Origin of the sequence: Bradyrhizobium sp. SRL28 (assembly GCF_018596315.1) — a bacterium.
Classification (GTDB): Bacteria; Pseudomonadota; Alphaproteobacteria; order Rhizobiales; family Xanthobacteraceae; genus Bradyrhizobium.
Map to the genome: position 1 here is coordinate 1 of NZ_JAHEAG010000027.1, position 22645 is coordinate 22645.

General features: G+C 57.2%; 27 protein-coding genes and 1 pseudogene. 17 read left to right on the top strand and 11 right to left on the bottom strand.

The annotated features are described in order from the left end of the window. Positions 1-104: 104 nt before the first annotated feature. Positions 105-518 carry a nuclear transport factor 2 family protein gene (locus KIP88_RS33240; protein WP_214492381.1) on the bottom strand — a complete coding sequence of 138 codons (414 nt, stop codon included), beginning with the start codon at positions 516-518 and terminating at the stop codon, positions 105-107. Between the two features lie 122 nt (positions 519-640). Between KIP88_RS33240 and KIP88_RS33245 the strand changes: the two genes are divergently transcribed. From KIP88_RS33245 to KIP88_RS33255, 3 genes are all read left to right on the top strand, one after another. Then, a complete protein-coding gene (locus KIP88_RS33245; RefSeq protein ID WP_214492382.1) occupies positions 641-874 on the top strand; it encodes a hypothetical protein in 234 nt (77 codons plus the stop codon). After that, entirely contained in the window at positions 871-1122 is a 252-nt protein-coding gene (locus tag KIP88_RS33250) for a hypothetical protein (RefSeq protein WP_214492383.1), read from the top strand. Before KIP88_RS33245 ends, KIP88_RS33250 begins: the two co-directional genes overlap by 4 nt. A gap of 1108 nt (positions 1123-2230) precedes the next feature. Continuing rightward, positions 2231-2422 (top strand): hypothetical protein, encoded by a 192-nt coding sequence (locus KIP88_RS33255; RefSeq protein WP_214492384.1) that lies wholly within the window; start codon positions 2231-2233, stop codon positions 2420-2422. A gap of 522 nt (positions 2423-2944) precedes the next feature. Here KIP88_RS33255 and KIP88_RS33260 read toward each other — a convergent pair. Next, positions 2945-3118, bottom strand: a complete 174-nt coding sequence (locus tag KIP88_RS33260) for a hypothetical protein (protein WP_214492385.1) — start codon at positions 3116-3118, stop codon at positions 2945-2947. 587 nt (positions 3119-3705) lie between these two features. On the opposite strand from KIP88_RS33260, the gene KIP88_RS33265 reads away from it, so the two are divergent. After that, complete coding sequence (locus KIP88_RS33265; RefSeq protein WP_214492386.1) at positions 3706-3984, top strand: DUF2934 domain-containing protein; 279 nt, start codon at positions 3706-3708, stop codon at positions 3982-3984. Here KIP88_RS33265 and KIP88_RS33270 read toward each other — a convergent pair. After that, the gene (locus KIP88_RS33270; RefSeq protein WP_214492387.1) at positions 3962-4177 is read right to left on the bottom strand and encodes a hypothetical protein; all 216 of its coding nucleotides are present in this window, start codon (positions 4175-4177) and stop codon (positions 3962-3964) included. The genes KIP88_RS33265 and KIP88_RS33270 overlap by 23 nt on opposite strands. Positions 4178-4826: 649 nt before the next feature. Continuing rightward, positions 4827-6593 carry a PAS domain S-box protein gene (locus KIP88_RS33275; protein WP_214492388.1) on the bottom strand — a complete coding sequence of 589 codons (1767 nt, stop codon included), beginning with the start codon at positions 6591-6593 and terminating at the stop codon, positions 4827-4829. A 440-nt stretch (positions 6594-7033) separates the two neighbouring features. Here KIP88_RS33275 and KIP88_RS33280 point away from each other — a divergent pair, with 440 nt between their 5' ends. Then, on the top strand, positions 7034-7237 hold the full coding sequence (locus KIP88_RS33280; protein WP_214492389.1) for a hypothetical protein: 204 nt from the start codon (positions 7034-7036) through the stop codon (positions 7235-7237). 512 nt (positions 7238-7749) lie between these two features. Here the strand turns inward: KIP88_RS33280 and KIP88_RS33285 are convergent. Together KIP88_RS33285 and KIP88_RS33290 are read right to left on the bottom strand one after the other, a co-directional pair. After that, complete coding sequence (locus KIP88_RS33285; RefSeq protein WP_214492390.1) at positions 7750-7953, bottom strand: cold-shock protein; 204 nt, start codon at positions 7951-7953, stop codon at positions 7750-7752. Positions 7954-8217: 264 nt separating this feature from the next. After that, a complete protein-coding gene (locus tag KIP88_RS33290) occupies positions 8218-8514 on the bottom strand; it encodes a hypothetical protein (RefSeq protein ID WP_214492391.1) in 297 nt (98 codons plus the stop codon). A gap of 165 nt (positions 8515-8679) precedes the next feature. On the opposite strand from KIP88_RS33290, the gene KIP88_RS33295 reads away from it, so the two are divergent. The 6 genes from KIP88_RS33295 (at position 8680) to KIP88_RS33320 (ending at position 12615) form a co-directional block, all read left to right on the top strand. Then, the gene (locus tag KIP88_RS33295) at positions 8680-8985 is read left to right on the top strand and encodes a hypothetical protein (protein ID WP_214492392.1); all 306 of its coding nucleotides are present in this window, start codon (positions 8680-8682) and stop codon (positions 8983-8985) included. Positions 8986-9568: 583 nt separating this feature from the next. Beyond that, complete coding sequence (locus tag KIP88_RS33300) at positions 9569-9868, top strand: hypothetical protein (RefSeq protein ID WP_249791195.1); 300 nt, start codon at positions 9569-9571, stop codon at positions 9866-9868. Between the two features lie 523 nt (positions 9869-10391). Beyond that, entirely contained in the window at positions 10392-10850 is a 459-nt protein-coding gene (locus KIP88_RS33305) for an Hsp20 family protein (RefSeq protein WP_214492393.1), read from the top strand. Positions 10851-10923: 73 nt separating this feature from the next. Then, a complete protein-coding gene (locus KIP88_RS33310; RefSeq protein WP_214492394.1) occupies positions 10924-11247 on the top strand; it encodes a hypothetical protein in 324 nt (107 codons plus the stop codon). A gap of 455 nt (positions 11248-11702) precedes the next feature. After that, positions 11703-11951, top strand: a complete 249-nt coding sequence (locus KIP88_RS33315) for a hypothetical protein (RefSeq protein WP_249791196.1) — start codon at positions 11703-11705, stop codon at positions 11949-11951. 319 nt (positions 11952-12270) lie between these two features. Then, positions 12271-12615 (top strand): response regulator, encoded by a 345-nt coding sequence (locus tag KIP88_RS33320; RefSeq protein ID WP_214492395.1) that lies wholly within the window; start codon positions 12271-12273, stop codon positions 12613-12615. Between the two features lie 310 nt (positions 12616-12925). On the opposite strand, the gene KIP88_RS33325 is transcribed toward KIP88_RS33320, so the two are convergent. Continuing rightward, positions 12926-13129, bottom strand: coding sequence for a hypothetical protein (locus KIP88_RS33325; RefSeq protein WP_214492396.1), 204 nt, complete (start codon positions 13127-13129; stop codon positions 12926-12928). A 1784-nt stretch (positions 13130-14913) separates the two neighbouring features. Between KIP88_RS33325 and KIP88_RS33330 the strand changes: the two genes are divergently transcribed. Continuing rightward, entirely contained in the window at positions 14914-15216 is a 303-nt protein-coding gene (locus tag KIP88_RS33330; RefSeq protein ID WP_214492397.1) for a hypothetical protein, read from the top strand. Positions 15217-15286: 70 nt separating this feature from the next. Further along, on the top strand, positions 15287-16456 hold the full coding sequence (locus tag KIP88_RS33335) for a sensor histidine kinase (protein ID WP_214492398.1): 1170 nt from the start codon (positions 15287-15289) through the stop codon (positions 16454-16456). Between the two features lie 397 nt (positions 16457-16853). On the opposite strand, the gene KIP88_RS33340 is transcribed toward KIP88_RS33335, so the two are convergent. Both KIP88_RS33340 and KIP88_RS33345 read right to left on the bottom strand, forming a co-directional pair. Further along, positions 16854-17129 carry a hypothetical protein gene (locus tag KIP88_RS33340; protein WP_214492399.1) on the bottom strand — a complete coding sequence of 92 codons (276 nt, stop codon included), beginning with the start codon at positions 17127-17129 and terminating at the stop codon, positions 16854-16856. Between the two features lie 46 nt (positions 17130-17175). Beyond that, positions 17176-17382, bottom strand: a complete 207-nt coding sequence (locus tag KIP88_RS33345) for a hypothetical protein (protein WP_214492400.1) — start codon at positions 17380-17382, stop codon at positions 17176-17178. A 348-nt stretch (positions 17383-17730) separates the two neighbouring features. Between KIP88_RS33345 and KIP88_RS33350 the strand changes: the two genes are divergently transcribed. From KIP88_RS33350 to KIP88_RS33365, 4 genes and pseudogenes are all read left to right on the top strand, one after another. Further along, the gene (locus tag KIP88_RS33350) at positions 17731-17934 is read left to right on the top strand and encodes a cold-shock protein (RefSeq protein WP_214492401.1); all 204 of its coding nucleotides are present in this window, start codon (positions 17731-17733) and stop codon (positions 17932-17934) included. Between the two features lie 346 nt (positions 17935-18280). Further along, positions 18281-18514, top strand: a complete 234-nt coding sequence (locus KIP88_RS33355) for a hypothetical protein (protein WP_214492402.1) — start codon at positions 18281-18283, stop codon at positions 18512-18514. Between the two features lie 292 nt (positions 18515-18806). After that, positions 18807-19261, top strand: a pseudogene (locus KIP88_RS33360) (NUDIX domain-containing protein). Between the two features lie 97 nt (positions 19262-19358). Next, on the top strand, positions 19359-19829 hold the full coding sequence (locus KIP88_RS33365) for a YetF domain-containing protein (protein WP_308163689.1): 471 nt from the start codon (positions 19359-19361) through the stop codon (positions 19827-19829). A 225-nt stretch (positions 19830-20054) separates the two neighbouring features. Here the strand turns inward: KIP88_RS33365 and KIP88_RS33370 are convergent, their stop codons facing one another. Together KIP88_RS33370 and KIP88_RS33375 are read right to left on the bottom strand one after the other, a co-directional pair. Beyond that, positions 20055-20960: an NAD(P)/FAD-dependent oxidoreductase gene (locus KIP88_RS33370; protein WP_214492404.1), complete on the bottom strand. Its 906-nt coding sequence runs from the start codon at positions 20958-20960 to the stop codon at positions 20055-20057. Positions 20961-21924: 964 nt separating this feature from the next. Continuing rightward, positions 21925-22308, bottom strand: coding sequence for a PRC-barrel domain-containing protein (locus tag KIP88_RS33375; protein ID WP_214492405.1), 384 nt, complete (start codon positions 22306-22308; stop codon positions 21925-21927). Positions 22309-22645 lie beyond the last annotated feature (337 nt).

Genomic DNA, 22645 nt, shown 5'->3' on the forward strand with positions numbered 1-22645 from the left:
CCGAAGCTGACATGCAGACCCGGCGGGTAAGCGGACATTGACCAGCCGGCGTAGCTGGCCTCTGAGCACCCAATGAACCGACACTGTGGACGGATTCTGACCTGTCAGTCCGAAGCAGGCACAGAATGATGCTCGTGTGCGATGCGCCAGTCGCCATCGACCTTCCGCAGGCCAACAGTCAGTCGGAACAGAAAGCCGTCCTTGTCTATAGGATTGCTGGACGAGTCAGGTCCGCACCACAGGATGGCGACCGCGAAGGCGACGTCAGCGCCTGCGGTAACGGCGAGTTCTCGAAAGTCGAAGGCCGTACCCGGCTTGTGGTAACGGAAAAGCAGATCCCAGGTCTGTTCGTAGGCTTCGATGCCCCTGCATTGGAGTGGCGGCGGCAAGTCGAACATCGCTATGTCCCGGTCGTGGTGCGCCAGAATGGCGGGAAGATCGTGCCGGCGGACGGCGTCCGCCCAGCCCTCGAGAAGGGCTTTGATCCGGGTTTCTTCGGCCTTGGCCTGTTCAGCCATGGTTTGGGCTCCTTGTTGAGACCCTAGGACGAACGAAGGCTGGCAAATCCGACAACGTCTGTGAAGTCCTCTAAGCCACTGAAGCTCACAGCGTCCGTTTCGGGAATTTAGGCCATTGGTGCTTGGCCGTCGGCTTTGCGCCAAGAGCCGGCATTCTCCGCGCGAACCCACTGGTTGCCCGGCATGCCAGGGATTACGATGATGGTCTGCTCGAATACGTAGCGAGCGTAGAGGCTAAAGATCCCGAACACTGGCCTGATTTGGCGGATGACAATGCCAAGCGCCGCTCCCGGCATTTCTTCCTGATTGACAATCTGACCAAAGCTCTGCGCGAGCTGATGCCGGTGACGGCATGACTGAGCACCTAATCGATCAGGCGCAGGATGTGTATTGCCATAAGCTGGCGCGCATTGACCACTTGGGGCCAAATCGGCGCCTGATTTTCACGGTACCAGATATGCGGGGCGGCCAGTGGCAGCAGGTCATCGTCAAGTTGATAATGCCGGCTGAGGTTATGGCCGTCCTGGCCTACATGGCAGCGGCCACCGATCCGACGCGGGCAAGTCTGGAACTGCTGGCGCTCGAACCGCGCACTGCGAATTGAGGGAAGCAGGCCCCGCCGGATCTCGCCGGCGGGCCCCAAAAAAAGTTTAGGACAAGTCGATCAATTGAATTGAGACGACTCATCTTGAAAGTGTACGGTGGGGCCGCCAGCTATTTCTAATGGCCAGCGGCCCTATGCCGACCACTTCCAATTGCCAGCCTCAAGCAGAGCGATGATCAGCACGGGGGCCAATGACCGATCTGGCCTGCAGTTCCCCGTTTTAGGACGGCTTCTCTCTGGAAAATTTTGTAAGTCAATCACGGCTGCCAAGCCTTTGACGCCGCGCGGGCTGCTTCCGGGTGAGCACTTGCGTTGCCATCCTCGGAAAACGGCTCGCCGGCATCTGAATGAGAAACGGCCCCAGTTGCTGGAAAGAAACTGGGGCCGCCTTCTTCCGAGTGGGGCTTTGGGGGCTGGTCCCCGGAAGCTCACACCGACCCTCTTAGCCAGTAAAAGTTCCAACCGGCGGCTCTTGATCTAGCTCAATCGCGACCACTTTTCCCAATCTGATAATTCGGCGCGTCCGAGACGGGGCGCAAGGAGAGGGGGCGGTCCCGGTGCTAGCCAGCCCCGCGCCGGGGCCGTTCCTGTGACTGAATGGCCGCGAGTGACGACCGCGGGCGGCAGCCACCGTAGTCTTACGGGCGACTTGTTTGGTTTCATGTTCTTTTTTGAACAGACAGCGGCGTTCACATTCCGTCTACTTTGTACATTGTGTGACTAGAAAATATTACGGATCAGCCCGGCCCTCTCGGCCGGGCTTTTCGCTTAGTGAGACTCGGATTCGTTCTTCGGCAGCTTCGTAATGTAGTCGGCCGCGTCCTTCAGCGTGAGTAACTTCCGGCCGTCGGGCAAAATGATGGGATCCTCAAACGGATAGACCAGGGCAATAAAATCTACTCAGGCAATGATCTTGGGTGTCCCGTCCCAGCACAGCCTATTCCTAGCGGCTTGTCACCTTGTTCGCTATTTGTACTATTAGCCGCATAATGAACACCGACCGTGAAATCGAGATCCTGTTCAGGCGGCTTCGCCTGTACAACCAGCTCGGGCGCCGTGCCGAGGGGCTCGTCCGAACGATCCAGAGGGTGATGAAGGAGCGCTATGATTGCAATGGCACGACGAAAAGGCGGACAACTCGCCATGGATCAACGCGCTCGCCGAACTTCGGCAGCGAGCCGCGCGTGAAGGCCACTGCTATCAGCACGTCCAGGCAATCACCGTTGCGATAGATCAGTACGCGGAGAAGGCGCTGGGCAATCGCGATTACTTTCTCAACAAGCCTTGCGGCGTCGGCTAGAGTTGCCGCGCTGGCTTCTATGAAAAGGCCCCAGCTGTCGGTTGAGACAGCTGGGGCCGCCAACCCCGAGTTTTCTTCCGGCAGGGTTCTTCGGGGGCAAAAACCGGAAGCTGTGAACTGACTCCGCTCACAGCAGCGCGTTCCTAACTGATTGCCTGTTTTTCCCGATCGATTTCAATAAAAGACGCTGCCGGTATCGAAATAAGAAACGGCCCCAGCCTCGGGGAAAGCTGGGGCCTGGGAAGGTGTCTTGTGTGCCTTTGGGCAATTCTGAAAGACACGGGACTCAGAACGCCGTCCATTGCCACTTGTTCCCGGTATTCCCCGACCTTTTGTTCATGTGCGGCTTGTGCCACGGCTAGGGGCAGTGTCTGAATAAGAACGGCCTCAGTTGGGTCACAACGCTGGTGCCGTCATTTCAAGGCGCCATGCGGCGGGCGTGGAGCTTACATTGACGTGGGCTGTCAGGGGCCCGGTCCTAGAGGCGGGGATGCGGCTCCGAAATCGCGCACCGGGCCCGCCTTACTCAGCCCGATCCGCCATAACTTTTTCGATTTCAGCAGCCAGTTGTCTGAAATGAACGGCGAGGCGCTCGTAAAGCTCGCGCTTCTGCACAGCCGTCGCGCTTCGGGCGATCTGCTCCGCATTGTCGGCTTCTGCGCGCAGCTTCTCTGCGCTGTCCTTCATGTCCTGCATGGACCTTTACCTTGGCCGGCGAGCGCAGCCAGTCTGCACGGCGGGCTCCAGCCCCCGGGAGTCGAGACGACGGCAATGGCGTCTATGGAAGACGCCACGCGATTCATACGCCCTCATGCCTGGATCGCTCCTAGGAATTTTTGTCGCGGTGGCTAATCCGTCTAGCACGGGCCGCCTCGCTCGCCGGGCGAGCCTCTATTCCACAAGGCGAAGAGCCCGGCGCTTTTTCATTCTATCGAGAGCGTGGACAAGCTCATCTCTATCTAGGACCGCGATGAGGCGGTGCACTGTACGCGTAGCGTCTCGTGGGCCTGGCGCGATGTATTCTCCGAGGATGCGCCTGGCATCCTCCACAGCTTGCAATACGGTGTCTTGATCCGTGGTGTTCATGGTACGCGCGTAGCTGAGCACGGACTCAATTAGAATCGCCCTGCGATCGTTCCTACGGCGGGCTCACCCCGGCGGAATTTCTGGTGGGCCCTCCGCGTGTCTAGGGAACGTCGTGCGTCGGGCCGCCTAGAACGTTTCCATCATCGTATATGAACAAAACTGTGACCTGAACCGTCTTACTTTGATGGAGATGGTCTATGGATCAGATTGAAGATCCCCGGGAACTAGAGCGCAAGATCGACCAGGCGACCCGGATTGCTTCGCGTATCAATGACCCGACGACCGTGGAGCGGTTGAGGGCTTGGATTGAGGAGCTAAGGCAGAGGCTGCGGCCGCGTCTGGAGGCGAGACGCACAAAGCAGGCCATCAGTGCACGCGCCCGGGAAATTTGGGAACAGAACGGATGCCCTACAGACCGCGACTTGGAGTTTTGGCTTCAAGCTGAATCTGAGATTAGCGAGCACCAGCGTCAGTAATCGACTGGCTCAGGATTGGCCGCTCGGACGTAAATGTTTCGACGTGTCGATCCAGTTGCCATAGCTCCACGTCGTGACCATCAACGAACTGCTTGGCGAGCCTGATGGCCTCGGCCCCATCATCGCATCGCAAATCGACACGATTTTGAACATGCCCGTCTGGCCCCATGATGTAGGCGTGGTACTCTTGCATCTGCTGGCTCCCAACAGAGACTGAGAGAGCCATAAATGCTTTGCCCGTCTGTCCGGTTCCAGATCCGAAGCTCTTACCAGACCTGCACAGGGGGACCGACTTTCGGCCTCATGTATCCGGCGGGAAGTAGTGTCGCAGCATCAGGCGGATAGCGAAGTATCCCTATGTCGCGGTCATGTCGCGTCTACTCACCGCTATTCGATGAAATTCGTTGATAATCAACGACATTCGCTCGCAACAAACGCAACATGAAATCGGTGACCGAACGCTGGGGACCAGATAAAATTCAAATCCCGCCGTCGTCGCAAATCGGTCGCCAATTCACAGCGTTCAACGCGGCCCGCCGCTCTTTCATGAGCCGCTTCACCGTCGGCCAACTCGCTGAGCCAGCTCAGCTCCAATCACACACCTCACCCGCGGCCCTCAAATCTCCATAGCGCCTGCCGCGCGGCTTTACGTTCCCAAAGCGCGGTTTCCTCCCTTGGAGGTTTGCGGACGCCGGCCCCGTGCGCGCGGCGCCACCGTCATGGGGCCGGCATCCGAAAACCTTCGCAAGGCAGACATTCCGCGATTGTCAGGATGCCTGCGCGCAGCCTCTTCTACGCGGGCTCGATGAGGCGGGGGCACGAGCCGCTTGACCGGCTCGGCCTTACGCCGGCATGGCGATTTCGCAAATCAGTCCGTCAGTCTGCCAATCAAAGCTTATCTCGCCTTTGAGCTGGCCTCTGACCATGGTTTCCATGATGCGCGATCCGAAGCCCGAACGGGTGGGATACTCGACGGGTGGGCCGTTTCGTTCGCTCCAGCGCAGCATGACTTGGCCTTCTGCAGATTGCGAACACTGCACATGAACCATTCCATTCTGGACCGATAACGATCCGTACTTCGCGGCGTTTGTCGCCAACTCATGGACGGTTACCGCGACCGCCTGAGCGGTGGACGGATCAAGCAAAAGGGTAAGTCCCTCGATTGTCGCCCGCGATTCTCCGTCATTCACGTAGGCGGCGAGTTCGTCCTTAATCAGATTGTGGAGGTCTGCGCCTTCCCAGCGCGTTGCCACGAACAGCCTATGAACGTTTGCAAGGGCCTGAATACGGCCCGAAATTGCGTGCTTGAGTTCATCCGGCGTATTAGCATTCGACAGATTCACTGTTGCCTGCACAGTCGCCAATACATTCTTTGCCCGGTGCTCCGCTTCGCGAGCAAGCATCTCGATTTGAGCCTCACTCCGCTTGCGGTCTGTAATGTCGCGGGCGATTTTTGCTGCACCGACGACCTTACCGGTGCCATCCCTCACAGGCGAAACCGTCAGTGAAACATCGATCCAACTACCGTCCTTGCGCTGTCGCACCGTTTCATAGTGATTGATTCGCTCGCCGCGCCTCAGCTTCTCAAGGATGGCGGGCTCTTCGTCCATGCGATCCGGCGGAATGAGGAGGCCGACGTACTTTCCGATAACCTCCTGAGCCAAGTAGCCGAAAATTCTTTCTGCGCCATTGTTCCAACTCGTGATGATGCCGTTCAGGTCTTTGCTGACAACGGCATCATCACTCCCCTCGACGATCGAGGCGAGCCGTTGCGCGGCGTCTGCGCCACGTTTAGTTTCGGTAACGTCACGCGTGAAGCAACCGGTGTGAACAAATTTGCCGTCCTTGCAGAATACACTTGAATTGATCAGCACGTCACGGATCGAACCATCTTTGTGACGAAGCCGCGCCTCGTAGTCGGTGAGAGTTTCTCCGTTAGTCAGCCGCTTGAGAATATCATTAATGACCGGCTGATCGGCATGAAAATCTGCGATGTGATGCCCCATGTATTCGTCGGGGCTATAGCCGAGCATTTGCAGTTCGGCGCGGTTGGCCCAAAGCACGATCCCGTCAGGCCCAACCCAATGGATTGGCATCTGGGCGTTTTCCAAAAAGTCGCGGAGGTCTTGTTCCGATCGCCGCGCGGCTTCCTCTTGCTGCTTGCGCTCAGTGATATCCACCAGCATATTGACCGCGCCGATAAACACACCGGATGAATCGAATAGCGGCGACGGGAACGGCATGAAAGGCACGCGCGTCCCATCGGGCCGTTCGGCTATGGCTTCGTAGCCCGTGATTGGGCGTCTTTCCTTAATAGCCATCGCCATCGGGCACTCGCTGTGGGGCAGCGATGTCCCATCAGGCCAGTACAGTTTCCACGAACCGCACCATTCATCGGTACCCAGGACCGGCCGACAACCCCAAAGAGTCGCGGCAGCCTCGTTGTAGAATGTGATGCGTCCCAACGCGTCCGTTGTGTACACCGCCGCTGGCAAGGCGTGCAGCAACTCGTGGAGTCGCTTTTCGCTTTCGGCATCCAGGCCCAAATTGCGCTGGCTCATCAGCGAATTGATGGTTGCCTCGCGCGCACTGTCGCTGGCGTCTGACATTTGAATCTCGCGGTGATTGGCCGCAACTACGGCTCCACTTGTCCTGAATTTCGAGAGTATTAGACCGCAAGCAGAATGTCATTGCCAAATGATCGCGGCAGACGAGCGAAAAACCTACCCTTTTGGAAGATGACATTAGCGCAAGGCTTTGATTCTATGACCTTTCTGAGGAAAGGTGGGATACTTGACGCTTCATCGCAATCCTTTGAATGTCTCGCAATTCGGAGTTGCACGCGCGACCTGCCAGCACTTTCGCACGTGTCGTCGCGTGCTCCCTTGCAAACAAACCGCGTGGGTCAATCGCGTCGGTTGAGCCGAACCACGGCGACTTCCGGTCTATCCCGGTGAACGGACATTCTCAGGATAGGGCATGTCTCAAAGGTGCCACGAAATCGGAAGCGCAACCCTACGGTTAGGACCCGTAAGCAAGAGGTTATGACATGCAGCGTCGCCGCCGTTCCGTCCCTCACACATTCGAAGAGAACATCGCAGCCCAGAAGGCAAAGCTTGAAGCGCAGGTCGCCAAGCTCAAACCTGGCCCTCAAATGGACGCCCTTCTCAAGAAGATTAGCCAGCTCGATACAGCGGCCCACATGAGCGAATGGCTTTCGTCGCCGGGACTACAGCCGCCAAAGCCAGCATGAAGTAAGCCGCCTCAGTGGCGGCCTCTGCGGTCGGTAGAGTCGGGAGAAATCCACCGGCCCGGCAATCTCTTGCACCGCTACCTGATGGTAAAGGCTGCTCCAAAGCTTGCTGCAAAACGAGCAGCTTCTTTCAGAAGCAGGTGGCATAAAACGTTTGCAATTATTTGCGCTAGCCCGCCCTAACCGGCGGGCTCTTTTATTCATTACCCATCATTGGGAAGTGTCAGGCAATGGCCAACGGTTAATTGCTTGGGGGCGCAGTTCGCAGAAACCTTGCGTGCTGCTCAAAACTTCGTCTTGTCTCTCTGCATCCATTTCGCTTCACTTCTCCTACAGGCCATTGCGAGCGACATCGGCCTTGGTCACGGGCTTCCCTCGCTCCATACCCTGTTGATTTGCCCCCGCCGTTTGCTCCAAGTAGCGGCGGGGGTTTTCGTTTTCAGGCAATGCCTGCTGTCGGGCGGATTGCGTAGACGCCAGTTTTCCAAGCCGGCGAGCCGACCGAATTGATCTTATCCGACTCTCAGATTTTCGGCGGACGTCTTGCCACGGTTGCTCGTTTCTTCGTAGCTGACCTTGGCACCCTCATTGAGGCTGCTCAGTCCCGCCTTTTCTACGGCCGAGATGTGAACGAAGACATCCTTGCCGCCGTTGTCGGGTTGAATAAATCCATATCCCTTCGTCGGGTTAAACCACTTCACAGTACCTGTCGCCACTGACGATCTCCCTTTGAGCTAATGGTGACAGCCTAAATTGATAGCGCAGGGCCCCGCAACCCTCCCTAAAGCCCAATAAAACTATCGCAGCCATCGGCCTATGCTGTCGGGATGGGCCGTGACACCGTTTACATAGGGCTCGTGCTGATTTGGTTGGCTGTCTTGGTCGCGGCCTTTCTCCTTGTGCTGCTCAGGTAAGGTAGGAGCTTTGACCTGCTATGATTGAGGCCGCCACTGGGGCGGCCCCTTTTCTTGCAGTATCGCTTACTGTTTGTTCACGCCCTTCTGTAGGGCACCCGGTTCTTTGGCGGTGCCAGTGTTATTTGGCCCGGCTGCCGTGCTCGCGCCAGAAGTGCTGGCGTCTCCCCCCGGCGAGGGCCTGCTAGCCCCGGTGGTGCCCTTGTTCATGGTTCCGCTTGCGTCCTTCATCGCGCCTTCCGACGCGCCTGGTCCGACATTGCCTTGGCTCGACGCACCACCAGTAGGCTGAGTGGTCTGCGCGAAGGCAGCGGGTGAAGCGAGTGCCAAGATGCAGACCGAAGTCAACATAATCTTCTTCATTGAACGCTCTCCCTAGGTTCTGTTCTGTACTCAAAAAACGGCTGCTCATTGCTTTCGTTCCTATTGCTGTGTGCTTGGATTGCTACGCACGCCTCCTCTACTTCTCCCAGGAAACTATCGCTGTCTCACGCGTTGTGCGGAGAGGAGACAACAGGAGGACAGCTCATGCGAACATTAATTCTAGCCGCGACGGCTGCTTTTGGTATTTCGATCGGCACGCCGGCACAGGCTCAACAGTCGACGGCGCCTGGCCAGCAGATGCAATCTGACAAGCAGATGCAGGAGGAAGCGGACAAAGGCATTAAGACGCGCAACTCCGGAGAAGCCGGATTCGTGGGGCAACAGGAAAGCCCGGGTGCCTCCGCACATCCGCCTGGACGTCCCGATACGGGCAGCAGCCAGACCACGACCGGTTCGGGCGCTGGTACGGGCGGCGGCCAGGGTTCTGAAACGAGCCGCACTCCACGCTAGCTGCTCAGCAGTTCAAGGATCGCCGTTGTCGTCGCGCAGGCGCAGGCGAACTGCGAGCGATCCCGCGGATCCGGCGATTAAACGGCCCCGGCCCTTTCTCCGCTTGGCCGGGGCCGCCAACTCCCGGCTGGTGCTTGGGGGGCGATTACAGCCGGAACAGCGGCCTCGACACGTGGTGGAACCCGAGGTTCCGCGCCCAACCAAATTTCAGTTCCGTAGCTCTCGGACACCCAGAGGTCCGCAGGCGGCCGGGCCTCCCGGAACAGTGATCACTGTCTAGGCTAGGTTGTGTTAGTTTGGCCGCTCGCTTGGACCACCGCCCTCCTTGGGCGTTTCCTCCCTAGACTTTTGGGGCCGCTGTCGATGCGCCGGCAGCGGCCTTTTTTATTGCGATCATCATTCCATAATCGTCATGCGGCCATGCGTTCGCGGGCTAAAATCCGAACTGAAAACCCGGCCTTCCGCCGGCCCGTTGAGCGCTAGGGCTTGGCCGCCTTCTTCGCGGCGGGGTTCTTCCGCTCATTCGGCAGCCGCATTTCCTTCTGGCCGGAAGATGCCTAGCCGCTCCCCCTTGGGAGGCCTGATGACTGCAAAGGGCTGGAAACGATCATTTGACGATCCAATACCCCTGTCTAATGGTCGGCAGCTACTCACCCTCGAAGACGCAGGGGCCTACATCACCCAACTTCCGAAGGCCGACCAGCAGCTCGACGAATGGCAGACCGCTATCGAGGCACTGTTGTTGGTGGTCAAGCAAAATGGACCAACGATGTTCGCTCGCATCGGGTGCATGAAGGCGCTGAACCGTCATGTCGAGCGGGTGTTCAATCCCGACCGCAAACCATTGGGACAAACGCAGGCTCTAGAGGGAACAGTGACCTAGATATAGTGGACAGATTCATTTGTGAGGGTTGCGGCAACGCGGCGCCAATGTACGGCCGGCTTTCCGTGCGTTCGCATGGGACATTCATGAAATACGCCACCACCCGCCCCTATGCCAACCGGAAAAAGCCGCGCACCGAATCCTCGAAATCGCCAATGCGATCGAGCCAGTTCAGGCCGCATCCACATCGAGAAAATCAACGAGTCGTTTCTGTTTCGCGACCGCGGCAGCCCGGCCGAGTAGGGCGCAGGCCTCAAGCTTGCGATTGAGCGCGGCTGGCTCAAGATGCACGAGTCCGGGACTTTCGTTACCTTCACGCCGGCCGGCGCCCGGCTGTTCGCCTGACGAGCAAAGAACGCCCCAAAAATTTTTTGCGGCTCCCTTGAACCAAAACTGGTTTTCCTAATTTTTTTGTCGCCACTATACGGTGGTGTCCGGGTGCCTGATGGGCCCGGGCTGGAGACGGGCACCGGTCGTGTTCCGGTGCAGCTCGTAACCAACTTGCTCATTGGAGGATTTGGCTATGCGCAGTTACAACTTTGAACCTCTTTGGCGCTCGACCATCGGCTTCGACCGCCTCTTCGATCTCGCGGAGGCCGCCGCCCAACACGCCGAAGACCACTATCCACCCTATAACATCGAACGGCTTGGCGAAGATCACTATCAGATCTCGCTCGCTCTTGCCGGTTTTTCACCCGACGAAATCTCGGTGACCGCAGAGCAGAGCGTGGTTACTGTTGAGGGCGACAAGGCCGAGAAGACCGATCGGGACTTCATGTATCAGGGCATCTCGACCCGGCGCTTCAAGCGCCAGTTTAACCTTGCCGATTACGTGCAGGTGAAGAGCGCCGCCTTTGACAATGGCCTGCTCAAGATCGAACTGGTCCGGGAGATCCCCGAAGCCATGAAGCCTCGCCGCATCGCCGTCAACGGCGTAGCCGGCGGCAACGTCAAGCAGATCGATTCCAAAGCGGCCGAATAGCGTCGCTCCGTGATCTACCGCGCGCCGGCGCCCGGCGCGCGGTATCGCAACCTCGTCAGGATAGGAGGGTACCATGCGGCCGACGACCGCCATCAAAGACAATGTCTTCGACATCAACGCCCTGATACATCCCGGCACGGTGTTCGATCACCCCCGAGACGTCGTAACCCACCCCACGCTGACATTGGCCGAGAAGCGCGCCATTCTCGCCTCCTGGGCTTCAGACGCGTCTGCTATCGCTTCGTGCCCTGCCCTTCGAGCGCCCAATGGCCTGAAGGCGCCGGTGCCTATTGACGAGATCCTCGACGCGCTCTGCGAACTCGACGGCAAGCCGTGGAATCCGCCGGGAGGCAAACCCTTTCGGTTGCGGTCCACCAAGCATGCACTTGCGGCATAAGCGGAATTGTTGCCTTGAAACGCAGGCGCGTACATGAACAACACGGATCAGAACACGGTATTGCGAGCTATGGAAGATGCCAGGCGCATCCTCGGAGATTACATCGCGCCCGGCCCACATGACGCCACGCGTACAGTGCACCGGCTCATCGCCGTCTTCGATAGAGATGAGGTTGTCCACGCTCTCGATCGAATGAAGCGGCGTCGAATCCTTCGTCTTGTGGAATAGAGGCGCGCCAGGGGGTGAGGAAGGCTCGACACGACACTTCCGGAGCGCCGGCGGCCGCCATTGCGGTCGTACCCCTGGCGTCACGGGCTGGCTTTCGCCGGCCCGGATCATCTCCGTGGTGGGTCCCCGAGCCTCTTGACAGGTTGCCGCCCGTGCCTAATTTTTGCCGGGGCATCGCCCCTCTAGCCAAAAGAGAAAGCTGTAACGACCGTCAAAGGATGACGACGATGATGGACGAAAACATTGCCCGTTTGCGAACCCATCGCAATAATATCACCCGCTACCGGCGCTTGCTCCAAACCAAGCTTACGGATCTTGAGCGCCAATTTATTGAAAGGCGTCTGTCCGAGGAGCAATCGGATTACGAGCGTTTGGCGGCAGGCACCTTCCCCATGACATTCAAAATTCCGAAGGCTCCTGAAAGGCAGCCAACAGCTTACGAGGCTGTCAGAGGCTCTTTAGGAACGGTCTCGTAACCGTTGTTGGCGTTGGAGTGGCGGCCCCAGTGTTCTGCTCTCAGGCTGGGGCCGTTTGACTAGAAGCGAAATCCTCAAGAAGCTACGCAAGCATTCCTAGGAACGAATCCAGACCTCACGGCGTATGAATCGCGTGGCGCCTTCCCATAGACGCCATTGCGGCTCCAGCTCTTTGCGCCTTCCTTCTCGACTCCCGGGGCTAGAGCCTGCCCTGTGGAGTCGCGTACGCGTCACTGGACATGGGGGCGCCGACAAGGAAGCGCCTACGAACGGCGAAGCAACTATTGCGGTTGAGATTGGTTTCTTTCCGGAGGCAATGATGTCGAACTTCGTAGCCCTCATTGTGGAGGATGATCCGTTCCAGCGGGAGTGCCTTGCCGACCTTCTGAAAAGCGAGGGACTTGAGGTGGTGGAGTGTGCCGATGCAGCGGCCGCGGAACTGATGCTGGCTTCAACCGGTCCAGACCTTCGGGCTCTGGTGACCGATGTAGAGCTTGGTGGAGAGATGTCCGGCTTGGAACTTGCGCAGTATGCCAAGCGCAAATTCCCTGATCTGAATGTCGTGATGGTCTCTGGACAAGGCCCGCCACACGTCCCGCACGATACCCGCTTTCTTAGGAAACCATTTGAGCCTCAGCAGCTACTGGACGCGGTGCTAAGGTAGCTGCGCGTCGTCGGGACTTTGTAACGCGGCCAAGCAAATATTTGAGGCCCTCGATGGCTAAGTCGTGCTCGTCTCCGCCTTTGTCTTTCAAGAAATTGGAAACCTTCTCCCGAGCTTCGTGGCGGGAGATTGACCATCACGCCGTAGGTTTGCATCACGCGACCAATGGCTGCTTGCATTTGGAAGCAAAGTTCCCGGAGAGGAACTCTTGATGTAAGAAAGAGTTTCGCGCTGCACTTCTTCGCGCGGCAACCCGCCTCAAGCGCAAATTCGCTGTCACATTGAGACGCGGTTTTCGGACACTCCTACATCAGATAGGACACCAACAAAGACCTACTGACCGGCCAATATAGCAGCCCAATCCGCATAGTTCGCGTTCAATACCGCCGAGCGCCGGTCGGAAGGTGCTTCCGAAGTCGCTCGCGAATTGCGCCGCCGCTGCGATCTGCAGATGCGCGAACTTCCCTTCACGATCTCTGATTTTGTCTAACGGCACGAGGATCGCGATCGGCATCAGTTGAATCTCTGGCCGGTGTAACTCAGACTCGCATTTCGCCCCCGATTGCCTATTTATCCCGCACGCTTGATGCGTGGAGTTTGTTGTGGCGTGAACACCTTGATCGCATCATTGTGGATGTGCAGCTGGACGCGATAGGGAGCCCGCCGGACAACATCCATTTTCTTTAGGTGTGGCCATGCCTTTTCTCGAAACGCAATAGGGTAGGACGAGACCGCGAGACCAGAAATTCTGCGACGCGAACACTCAACACTAGATTTTCGTTCGGGTTCCTAGATCGCTCAGCCTGAGCACTATCCCCTCCGTGCAGGCGATAGCTTAGCTGCTATGCTTCTATAGCCGACTTGCGCGGGCTACCGTCCTTGCACCCAATAGCTGCATCACGAGCCAGCGTCGTCTGCGACGGGGATCGTAGTCCTTCGTCCAGGCGCTGCGCGACGGTCCCAAGACGGTCGTCTGGGAGCGACGAGCCGATGAGCTCGCATCCCTTGGCGCGAGATGATGACGAGACGGACCATAGCGTTGTCGACCGGCCGTCCACGCTGCCGCCTTCAACCACAACGACGATCGGCCGCTGACTTGCTTCGCCGGCATCTGAACCGTTCAAGGGCGATCGCAGGACGAAATCGAAACCGATTCCCAGCCTACATCAGGTCTACGGCTTCTCACGACATCGCCGACGCCGTCGTCGAACCGGTCCATCCGAAAGCATGCCGGTCAACTTACTGAGACGAGGAGCGCGAGGTCTGGATGCGCGCGCCGTGGGACAAGGCCAAGGCGCTGCAGCGCCATTGCCCGACGATACGATCAGGATCGTCGCCCGCGGCGCTGAACAAGCCCGCCGCATGAAGCACGCCATTGACAGCCCGTTTACCGAGCGGAAAGCAGCCGCGCGGCTCGCATGCGCGCACGGCCACAAATGTTAACAAGACAGCACATGCCAGTCCCTCTGAACAGACAATCCAGTGTGTTCACTACTGCACGGTCGGATTTTCCGTACCGGGCTAATGCTGGCACCGCTGGGCCGTCCAGCATCTATCGGTGATGAGAACGCATTCCACGCTCCCACGCTCCGCTCTTACCGGATGGAGCACCACATGCAGAAGCGTCGCCGCATCAAGCACCAAAAAAGCTTTGAACAACGGCTAGCGGAAGAAGCGCAGCGCTTTAGAGAAGCGGCCAAGGCTCTCCCCCCGGGAATGGCTCGAGAACTGCTCTTGAAGCGGGCCCGACAGGCCGAAGGCGCAGCGCATATGAACCATTGGCTTAAATCCACCAGCCCGCAACCGCGCGATAAGCGGTCCCACTATGAGCCATGGCGAGGAAGCCAGACTATGAGTCTTCCCGGAACCGAACTGCAACACCAGTCTGATGATGGAGAACGAATCCCGAAATCAATAAGCAGCCCACGAAGGAAGCCGGCGTGGTGCTCGTAAATAGCCCTCGCGCGAGAAGTCAAGTTGATTGGTCTCGTCATGTGCGGCTCGGCCATCGGGCGCGGGCTAGCCGCACCAGTTCAATACGCTGACATATCTTGCAGCGATATTGAATAAGATCACTCCCCTTGTCATCGGGATCAATCTTCTCAAGCTTCATCGTTTAGTTGCAACCAATGCAAGTCAACAAATCCGACAACCTGCTCCGGCTATCGTTCATAAGAGCCGTAGGCGCCACTGGCGTGTGTCTCTCTGCCGCAGTTCGACTAGCAACATATCGTTGTCCCGAATGTTCCTAGGCTGTCCGCTTGTTGGCGTTACCGCTTGCCGCACAGGAGGCTGGCCATGAAGTTGGTTCATATTGGATGGTTTAGGGGAAGCAACTGGCATTGGGCGACGATTCTGGCTCTATTAGTCCTGCCCTTCCTCCCGAATAATCTCGCCGCGCAGGGACTGCCGGTTGAAACCGGATCGCACGTGTCGGTCGCCCTAATGTTCGCCGGTGCCATCGTGCTCGGACTGGTAATAGCCTACGGCATCACGCGAAACAGGAGCCGGACGCGCTCCGAGAAGCAGATTACCGAACAAGCAACGAAGTACCTTTACGCGAGAGAAGAGCGGGACCGGGCAAAGTCAGGTAGCGAGTAACGGCGAGGAGGCACTCGAGGTCACTCGTGAAACGACAAAGGCGGAACCGGTGGGTAGGACTTAGAAGCTGATGGAGGACCGTTCCAACGCAACGAGCGAAGTTGGCGTGCTGGATAAGCTCCGGCGTCACGTTCGCATTTTAGCCGATATCGGACGACTTGCGAGTGAGAATGCCGAGTTGGATCGCTTCTTGGACCAGGCCGTCGTCCAGATCGCTCGGGCAGTCGAAATACACCATGTAAAAATTCTTCGATATCGTCCCGAGACGTCGGATCTTCTCCTCGTCGCAGGTGTCGGATGGAAGGAAGGTGTCGTTCGCACAGCTACGTTGTCAGCAGACCTGCGTTCACCGCCTGGGCGGGCATTTCAGACTGCAGAGCCGGTCAGCATCAAAGATTTCAGAGAGCAAGATGAGTACGTTCCGTCGGATTTCCTGAAGGAACATGGCATCATCTCGGTGGCCAATGTGCCTGTGTTGATCGGGGGGGCGGCATGGGGTGTGTTGGAGGTGGATAGCACCTCGCCTAGAGACTTCAGTGAGGATACGAGTGATTTCCTATCGTCCGCCGCGGGCCTCATAGGCTCCGTACTGCGCCACCATGCGCAGCCGGATAAGGAAGCGCGCTTGATGGCTGCGGCTGCCGAGGCTCAGAAACAAGAGATTTTGCTTCGCGAATTGCAACATCGCGTCAAGAACAACTTCCAGCTCGTTTTGTCCTCTATTTCCATTCAGAAGCGCCGGTATCAAAATCTCGAGGTTCATCGCGCGCTGGATCATGTTGCAAGCCGCATCAACGCCATTTCACTTGCCCACGATCAGCTCGCATCGCGACACGAAGGCAAGACAGTCAGACTGTCAGATTACATTCGCGCTCTTTGCAGCGCAATCCGTCAGCAGATCGACGCCGTCGAAATCGACGTAGAGTCGGACGAACTTGAATTGAGTATTGATAGGGCCTTGCCAGTTGGTCTTATCTTGAATGAAGCAGCAATGAACAGCATCAAACATGCATTTGGCCCGGACGCTGGCAAGATAAGAGTGAGATTGGTCGGGGGCATCGGTTATGGGGAGGCCCGGCTGACCGTTTCTGACAACGGGCGTGGCATCCGTCACCCGAGCGAACACGGGTCCGGACTGAAACTGATTGCTTCTCTTGCAAGACAGATCGGCGGCACCATGGAACAAGAAAGTTCAGATTCAGGGACGACAACGACCCTCACGTTTCCGTTGATCAATTGAGGGTCATGTTCGGGTCATTAGCGCCTAAAGTGAGTTACGTATGATTCGCCTACACTCGAGGTGCTCGTAGACGATACCAAGCAGAATAAAGAGCAGAGCGCGCCTAAGAATCCCGCATGCGAACAGATCACGGACTTGGTCGCCGCGGGAGCATTGAAAGCGGCGTCTTCGGTCCACTCGGCATCGGCGACGGTTCAGACAAGGCAGGTCTACTAGTCGCATACGCCTCGCGGGACGACGTTCTGCATACGGCACTTTTTTCGTAGAAGCGGCGGTGCCTATGCATCTCTTCACCTTCAGTCCCAACTCCGCGGCCTGGAAATACAACTTGTCTCGCCGGTCGGAATGAATTCGATCAGATCACGAAACGTTGGCATGGCAGAAACGCCGCTACCATCTATAAATCGTCCAGCTCAACCAAATATACCAACAGGATGTCGTCGGAGGCCTGAACTTCTTTCGACGCTTCCTGATAACTAGTCCTCTCTTCTTCGACAGCTACACGTGCTTGCAGTTTTGATCCGATCCTGCAGAGTGGTTCGCCATTTGAGCTCAGCGCACACAATTCGGTTCGAAACCATTCCTCTCGGCAAAGCTCAACCGCCTCACGGCCAGTAGCTTCCAGTGCGACGACAGGCCGTCCATCCACTAAAATCGTGTAGATCAGCCCCAAGGGCGCCCGCATAATGCGCCATCTCTACCCAACCCCGGGGCATTGGCTAATATGTCAGCGGCAGCACTCGTTGCAAAATCGCACCGAGGCAGACGAGCACCACGAGCAACTTGAGCAGATTTGCTAGTCGGCTGTCAGTGGCGAATTTGTCGATGGCCCAAAAGCAGATTGCGCCGACGACGACGATAATTAAAACCCCTATCAAAACTGAAATCATATCGCCCTCGTTGTGCTGTTGAACTTCATCTCCCATTCGCCTTCAGTTCAGCGCTACCAGGTTCAGCGTTTTGACCGAGGAAATTAACAACCGATTGCTGGCACTCGATCAGCTATGAACCATGCGCCTTTCGCTGCGGAAAATCCGAACGATACGGGAAATTTCAAATAATGAAGCGCCGGCGCCGATCGGTGAGGAAGCACAACCGGCAGCGAATGGCCTGCACGCGTAGCGGCTCAGACGGTAATGATCTCTTAACGCCTGGGCAAGTAGCCGACGCTAGATCGTCATAACGACGGCTTTTTGCCGCCAAGCGGCCACGAGCTTGGCTGATGAATCGCGCGTGTTTGAAATCCCACCTTTTCGTTAGCGGGAGATACTGAAGTGGCGATAGGGACAGTGAAGTGGTTTAATGCAACCAACGGATATGAGTTTATCCAGCCTGACAGCGGCGGCAAGGATGTTTTCGTGCACATTTCAGCGGTTGAGAAAGCCGGCCTGAGCAGCCTCAATGAGGGTGCCAGGGTGAGCTACGAAGAAGTGAGCAGCCGAAGCAAAACGTCCGCGGAAAATCTTAGAGTCGGGTGAATTCAAACCCGCTGGTTCTTGCCGGCAGGCGTTGTTCTGACGAACTGTCCGCAGACTCGTGTGATCGACGGTTGCGTGCTCTATGTCCGGTCATCGCTTTTCACTGCCTCGTTCTCGTCCGCGCAAAAAGCAATGCTTTGCCTATCCGCAAACACGAGCCATTGATGACGGCAAACTTCCGTGATGACGTATCGGTCATTCCGACCTCCGGGGAATAAATACATCTTAGGACATCAGCCTTGCGGCTTTGTATCCGCCACGATCCTCATGACCTTCTGGTGGTCGCGCGTATTGAGTAGAGCCGTCGCTGGGAATACCTGCGATGGCTTTTTTTGTAAGAGAGTAGATGGATTATCAGGCTTTCACAAATGACAGCCTCACGATGATGTACGCTGCCGTCCGTGGTGCTTTGGCTGCCGATGACGCGGCCGAACGCCAAGGCGGCGAACCCAGGTTCAAGGTCCGCGATACGCAAGAGTGGAAGAAACACGCAGCAGACTTGGAATCCGAAATGCTTAGACGGGGCATGCTGTTCGAGGTCATCGATTGGGCTGAGGGACAAGGATCCCTGCCACTTTAGATTTTCCGGGGCGCGAGCCGCGGAATGTTCCTGCGCATGGGGCCGATCGGAACCGGCCTACCGCCGAAACGTTGCACAACATTGTTCTTGAAAGGTTTCGGCGATAGCAACCAAGCGTCAATCCCGAGCCCATTCCATCAGGGGAGCTCGACCACATGCATTGGGGTGTGGAGATGGCCCGTAAAGGAGGCATACCGCCGGACCGCGTAATCAATGCCATGCGTCCCGCTATACTTCTCCGTCATCTTCACAATAGACGGCAGACGCCGTCCGCGCAGCCTCGCGTGCGATAATGGCAACATCCCTTTCCAGTAAACAGAGCGCGGGGCTTCTCCTCTATCGGTTAAAGGACGGTAGCGTCGAAGTCCTGCTCGGTCATCCCGGAGGACCCTTCTGGCGCAAGAAGGATCTGGGATCGTGGTCGATTCCAAAAGGCTTGATCGGCGCGGGTGAAACTTCCCTCGCCGCAGCAAAGCGCGAGTTTGCGGAAGAAACCGGTCACCGTCGGCGCGGTCGAAGCAGCCAGGAGGAAAGATCGTTCACGCATGGGCTGTTGAACATGACTGGGACGCCGCCGATCTCAAGAGCAATATGTTCGAGATGGAATGGCCGCCGTCCGGCCGGCGTCAGATGTTTCTCGAACTCGATCGCGCCGTATGGTTTGAAATTGAGGTGGCTCGCGCGAAAATTTTAAAAGGGCAAGCGGTTTTCCTCGACCGTCTGCTGGCAGCTATTGCAGACGGTTAAGCTACGGCCGCGCAAAACATCATCAGTGCTATCAGGCCTTCTTCTGGAGTAGATACATTAGGAGTAAGCCATGAATCTATCGGTCGACTGGAATTCCGTGTTTGTGCCGGCAATAGGACTTGCAGAGATCGTTGTTCGCGGCAGCCTCATGTATCTCGGACTCTTCGTGATCCTCCGCTTCATGGCGCGTCGCCAGGCGGGACATTTCGGGCCTGCTGATCTCCTCGTCATCGTCTTGATCGCCGATGCCGCTCAGAATGGGCTTGGAAAAGAGTACAGCTCGGTAACCGAGGGTATCGCCCTCGTTCTTACGATCGTTGCGTGGGAATATCTTCTGGACTGGATCGCCTGGCGCTTTCCAGCGACGCGGCCGTATTTGAAGACTCCAAGCCTTACGCTCATTCGCGACGGCAGGTTGCTTCCCCAGAACCTGAACAAGGAAATGATTACCGAAGATGAACTGAAATCGCATCTGCGCGAACAGAGTGTCGACAACTACGAAGACATCAAGCTGGCTACGCTGGAAGGCGACGGACGGCTCAGCGTTCTGAAAAGGCAAAGCGTTTAGCTTTCTGCGGCCCTCGTAGCCGCCAACTTAAATGCCCGTATCACCAGCTGGCTTCTTGATCTTCATGGTTGCCTCCATCGCCCGGATGGCCGACGGCTGGGTTTGAAAGCAAAGCGTCGCTCGTATCCAGAATGTGTTCCTCCTTCTCATGAATGCCATCGGCATTTGGCGCTGGTTTTCAAAGGCCGTGAAGGAAGCGAAAAGCTAACTATCTTCCCAAATTCATCACTCGCAATATCCGTCGCGGCGCAAGAAATCCTTATTGATGGCGACGGCCGCCTGCGCGCCTTCCGCGATGGCTACGGCGACAAGAAGAACGTCGCGCGACACGTCACCCGCCACATATACGCCCGGGACGCTGGTTTCCTCCGTGTCGGGGTCCGTCACGACGCCGCCCTTTGCATCGCGCTTGCAACCAAGGCGTTCGGAGAGGTCGGACGCCTGATGGCAGCCCGTCGAGAAAAACAAACCTGCCCGGGGCAGATCCGGCCCGCTCCTGAATACGATCTTTGTGAGCTCTCCGTTCGTACCTTCGAGGGATTCAATGGGCTCCAAGCGCAGCGGAATATCGTGCTGTTTGAGTTTTCGCTTCGCCTGCGTACTGACCTCAGTCCCATCGCAGCAGGCCACAACATCCGCCATCCAGTGTTTCATCATAATGGCAAGCTCAGCCCCTTTATCCCCTTTGCCAAATGCAGCTACGGGCTTCCCCGCGTATTCGAAGCCGTCGCAATATAGACAATGGTGCACGGAAACACCGTAAAGAGGCTCGATTCCCGCTAATTCAGGAAGCTCGTCAACGAGACCTGTCGCAAGCAAGACTATTGAAGTGCTTCCGGTTGTTCCGTCCGAACACACAAACTCGAATTCGTCGCCCCTTGGAATGATGTCGGTTACTCGTGTCCCGCGCACCGAAATCGAACTGTAAAGGCTGAGTTCTTGCCGCGCCTCATCCACGAATGCCGAGGGGGACCGGCCTTCCCGTCCGAGCAGGCCGTGAATCGCGTGCGAACTCAGGTTGCGCTGATGTCCTTCATCGCAGAGCAATGCTTTGCGGTGGCACCTCCCCAGAATAAGTGCGGCGCTTAATCCGGCAGGCCCGCCGCCGACAACGAGAACATCGAATTTCATTGGAAGCCCTTTCGTTGCGTAAACATATAAGAAGAACCCCTGGTAACCACTCAGGCGTTAGTATTTGGGAAGAAAATCATGCCACGCGCGAACACAGCAACTCGATGGAAAGAACTAACCCGAGAGGAGCGGCGCGAACGGAGGCGGCCACGCCGCGAAAAGCAGCGCGAGGATAATGTCGGCCGCGCCGCAAAGATGCACCTTGCCCGAAAGGAGTTGAATTCCGCAGGCTCGCGTTCAACGCCTCGTTTGAAGGCGGCCTATGTCGGCTACCTTGGCTGGCGCTACTGGAAATGGCGGGGATCCCGCGGATCTGCCTCCGTTACTCCAAGGCGCGGCTGAATGCGATCGTCAGTCAGCTCGATCCTGCGCGCCGAACGCCGTTGAGTTCCGGCACGCCAGCTGGTGAAATGAGCAGGTTTACAGCGCCTTCCGTGAGGCAGGCATTATCTTCTGCTCTTGCAGCGGGCCACGGCTTCCTGATGAGCTTATCCGGACGACTGACGAAGTATACGTACGCTGCACGGACCCAAGCGCTGGTATCGGCATTCAAAGGACGAGCAGCTGGAGTGGACGAACAGGATTAAAGCAAGTGGGGCGAAGAGAGCCTGGATCTACTTCAATTATGATAACGATGCCTATGCGCAAAAAACGCGACTGCTATGCGGCGCCTGTTAGGCAGCTTTCTTCGGAGCGTCGACCGGTGAAGCGGTATCGATGGTAGAGGATAAACTCTCGATTAACACAAACCATTGGCCGCTAGGGCGTGAACGAGAGATGTCCACTTTTGAGGTCCCGGCCAGTGCAGACATGCGCTGGTCATCCCGGAATTTCGCCTTTTGACGCGTTGCGTGCCATTGGGCCTTAGCAGACATCCCGCTGGCCACAGAAAGGCCCGCAGGTTTTCAGCACTGCGAGCCTTTTGATGGGGCTGGCTCCACAGCCGCCAGTTGAGATGCACAGCTTAGCGTATTAGGCCACCTCGCGACTCCCAGTACGTGGGTGTCCCGTAGTACTGGTGGGTGCGCGTTTCCCAGTCTCGATCCTGCCACGAGTCATCACTGAACTCAGGCGCGTCCCTCAACTGTTGCTCGGTAATATTTGTTCGGAAACCACCAAGCGACGTATCATATGTCAGAGCGGCCCAGGGTATGGGATAATGGCTGTGGCCTAACCCAACAAATCCGCCAAAGCTCATGACGGCGTAGGCCACGCGACCTGACACCTTGTCGATAATGAGGTGATCAATCTCACCGATATTCTTTCCACCTGCCTCGTAAACCTCGGTTCCCTGAATGTCTTCGCTTGAGATGCATTGATGATCAGGATGGGCTGTCGCACGGGCCATGGCTTCCTCCCTCAATAGTGAGTTTGTCGCCTTAACTCGGCCGCTACCACCTCGTTCCTAATCTCCGAGAACAATTCGCACCGCTTCCACCAATCTATCGTCGCCGACCTCGACTCCAAATCAGGGCATCGGGAAAAGTTGGCACGTTTCAAGACAAACGAATTGAATCTGAGAACGGTACCTTGGAGTCAAAGATGGGCGACGATTGGCGACGCACGAAAGGGCTCTGATCTGCCTAGCTGCTCGAGCCCGCCGGGATGGCCGCATCTATATCGAGAAGATAAACGGCCCCTTCCTTTCGCCGGCAGAATATGCGGTCGGCCTTGATCGGGCGAGA

What these genes read in the sequence shown, in the direction of transcription:
- KIP88_RS33240 (WP_214492381.1), bottom strand. Translation starts at nt 518, where the DNA reads ATGGCTGAACAGGCCAAGGCCGAAGAAACCCGGATCAAAGCCCTTCTC.
- KIP88_RS33250 (WP_214492383.1), top strand. Translation starts at nt 871, where the DNA reads ATGACTGAGCACCTAATCGATCAGGCGCAGGATGTGTATTGCCATAAG.
- KIP88_RS33260 (WP_214492385.1), bottom strand. Translation starts at nt 3,118, where the DNA reads ATGCAGGACATGAAGGACAGCGCAGAGAAGCTGCGCGCAGAAGCCGAC.
- KIP88_RS33265 (WP_214492386.1), top strand. Translation starts at nt 3,706, where the DNA reads ATGGATCAGATTGAAGATCCCCGGGAACTAGAGCGCAAGATCGACCAG.
- KIP88_RS33270 (WP_214492387.1), bottom strand. Translation starts at nt 4,177, where the DNA reads ATGCAAGAGTACCACGCCTACATCATGGGGCCAGACGGGCATGTTCAA.
- KIP88_RS33275 (WP_214492388.1), bottom strand. Translation starts at nt 6,593, where the DNA reads ATGTCAGACGCCAGCGACAGTGCGCGCGAGGCAACCATCAATTCGCTG.
- KIP88_RS33280 (WP_214492389.1), top strand. Translation starts at nt 7,034, where the DNA reads ATGCAGCGTCGCCGCCGTTCCGTCCCTCACACATTCGAAGAGAACATC.
- KIP88_RS33290 (WP_214492391.1), bottom strand. Translation starts at nt 8,514, where the DNA reads ATGAAGAAGATTATGTTGACTTCGGTCTGCATCTTGGCACTCGCTTCA.
- KIP88_RS33295 (WP_214492392.1), top strand. Translation starts at nt 8,680, where the DNA reads ATGCGAACATTAATTCTAGCCGCGACGGCTGCTTTTGGTATTTCGATC.
- KIP88_RS33300 (WP_249791195.1), top strand. Translation starts at nt 9,569, where the DNA reads ATGACTGCAAAGGGCTGGAAACGATCATTTGACGATCCAATACCCCTG.
- KIP88_RS33305 (WP_214492393.1), top strand. Translation starts at nt 10,392, where the DNA reads ATGCGCAGTTACAACTTTGAACCTCTTTGGCGCTCGACCATCGGCTTC.
- KIP88_RS33310 (WP_214492394.1), top strand. Translation starts at nt 10,924, where the DNA reads ATGCGGCCGACGACCGCCATCAAAGACAATGTCTTCGACATCAACGCC.
- KIP88_RS33315 (WP_249791196.1), top strand. Translation starts at nt 11,703, where the DNA reads ATGATGGACGAAAACATTGCCCGTTTGCGAACCCATCGCAATAATATC.
- KIP88_RS33320 (WP_214492395.1), top strand. Translation starts at nt 12,271, where the DNA reads ATGTCGAACTTCGTAGCCCTCATTGTGGAGGATGATCCGTTCCAGCGG.
- KIP88_RS33325 (WP_214492396.1), bottom strand. Translation starts at nt 13,129, where the DNA reads ATGCCGATCGCGATCCTCGTGCCGTTAGACAAAATCAGAGATCGTGAA.
- KIP88_RS33330 (WP_214492397.1), top strand. Translation starts at nt 14,914, where the DNA reads ATGAAGTTGGTTCATATTGGATGGTTTAGGGGAAGCAACTGGCATTGG.
- KIP88_RS33335 (WP_214492398.1), top strand. Translation starts at nt 15,287, where the DNA reads ATGGAGGACCGTTCCAACGCAACGAGCGAAGTTGGCGTGCTGGATAAG.
- KIP88_RS33345 (WP_214492400.1), bottom strand. Translation starts at nt 17,382, where the DNA reads ATGGGAGATGAAGTTCAACAGCACAACGAGGGCGATATGATTTCAGTT.
- KIP88_RS33355 (WP_214492402.1), top strand. Translation starts at nt 18,281, where the DNA reads ATGGATTATCAGGCTTTCACAAATGACAGCCTCACGATGATGTACGCT.
- KIP88_RS33370 (WP_214492404.1), bottom strand. Translation starts at nt 20,960, where the DNA reads ATGAAATTCGATGTTCTCGTTGTCGGCGGCGGGCCTGCCGGATTAAGC.
- KIP88_RS33375 (WP_214492405.1), bottom strand. Translation starts at nt 22,308, where the DNA reads ATGGCCCGTGCGACAGCCCATCCTGATCATCAATGCATCTCAAGCGAA.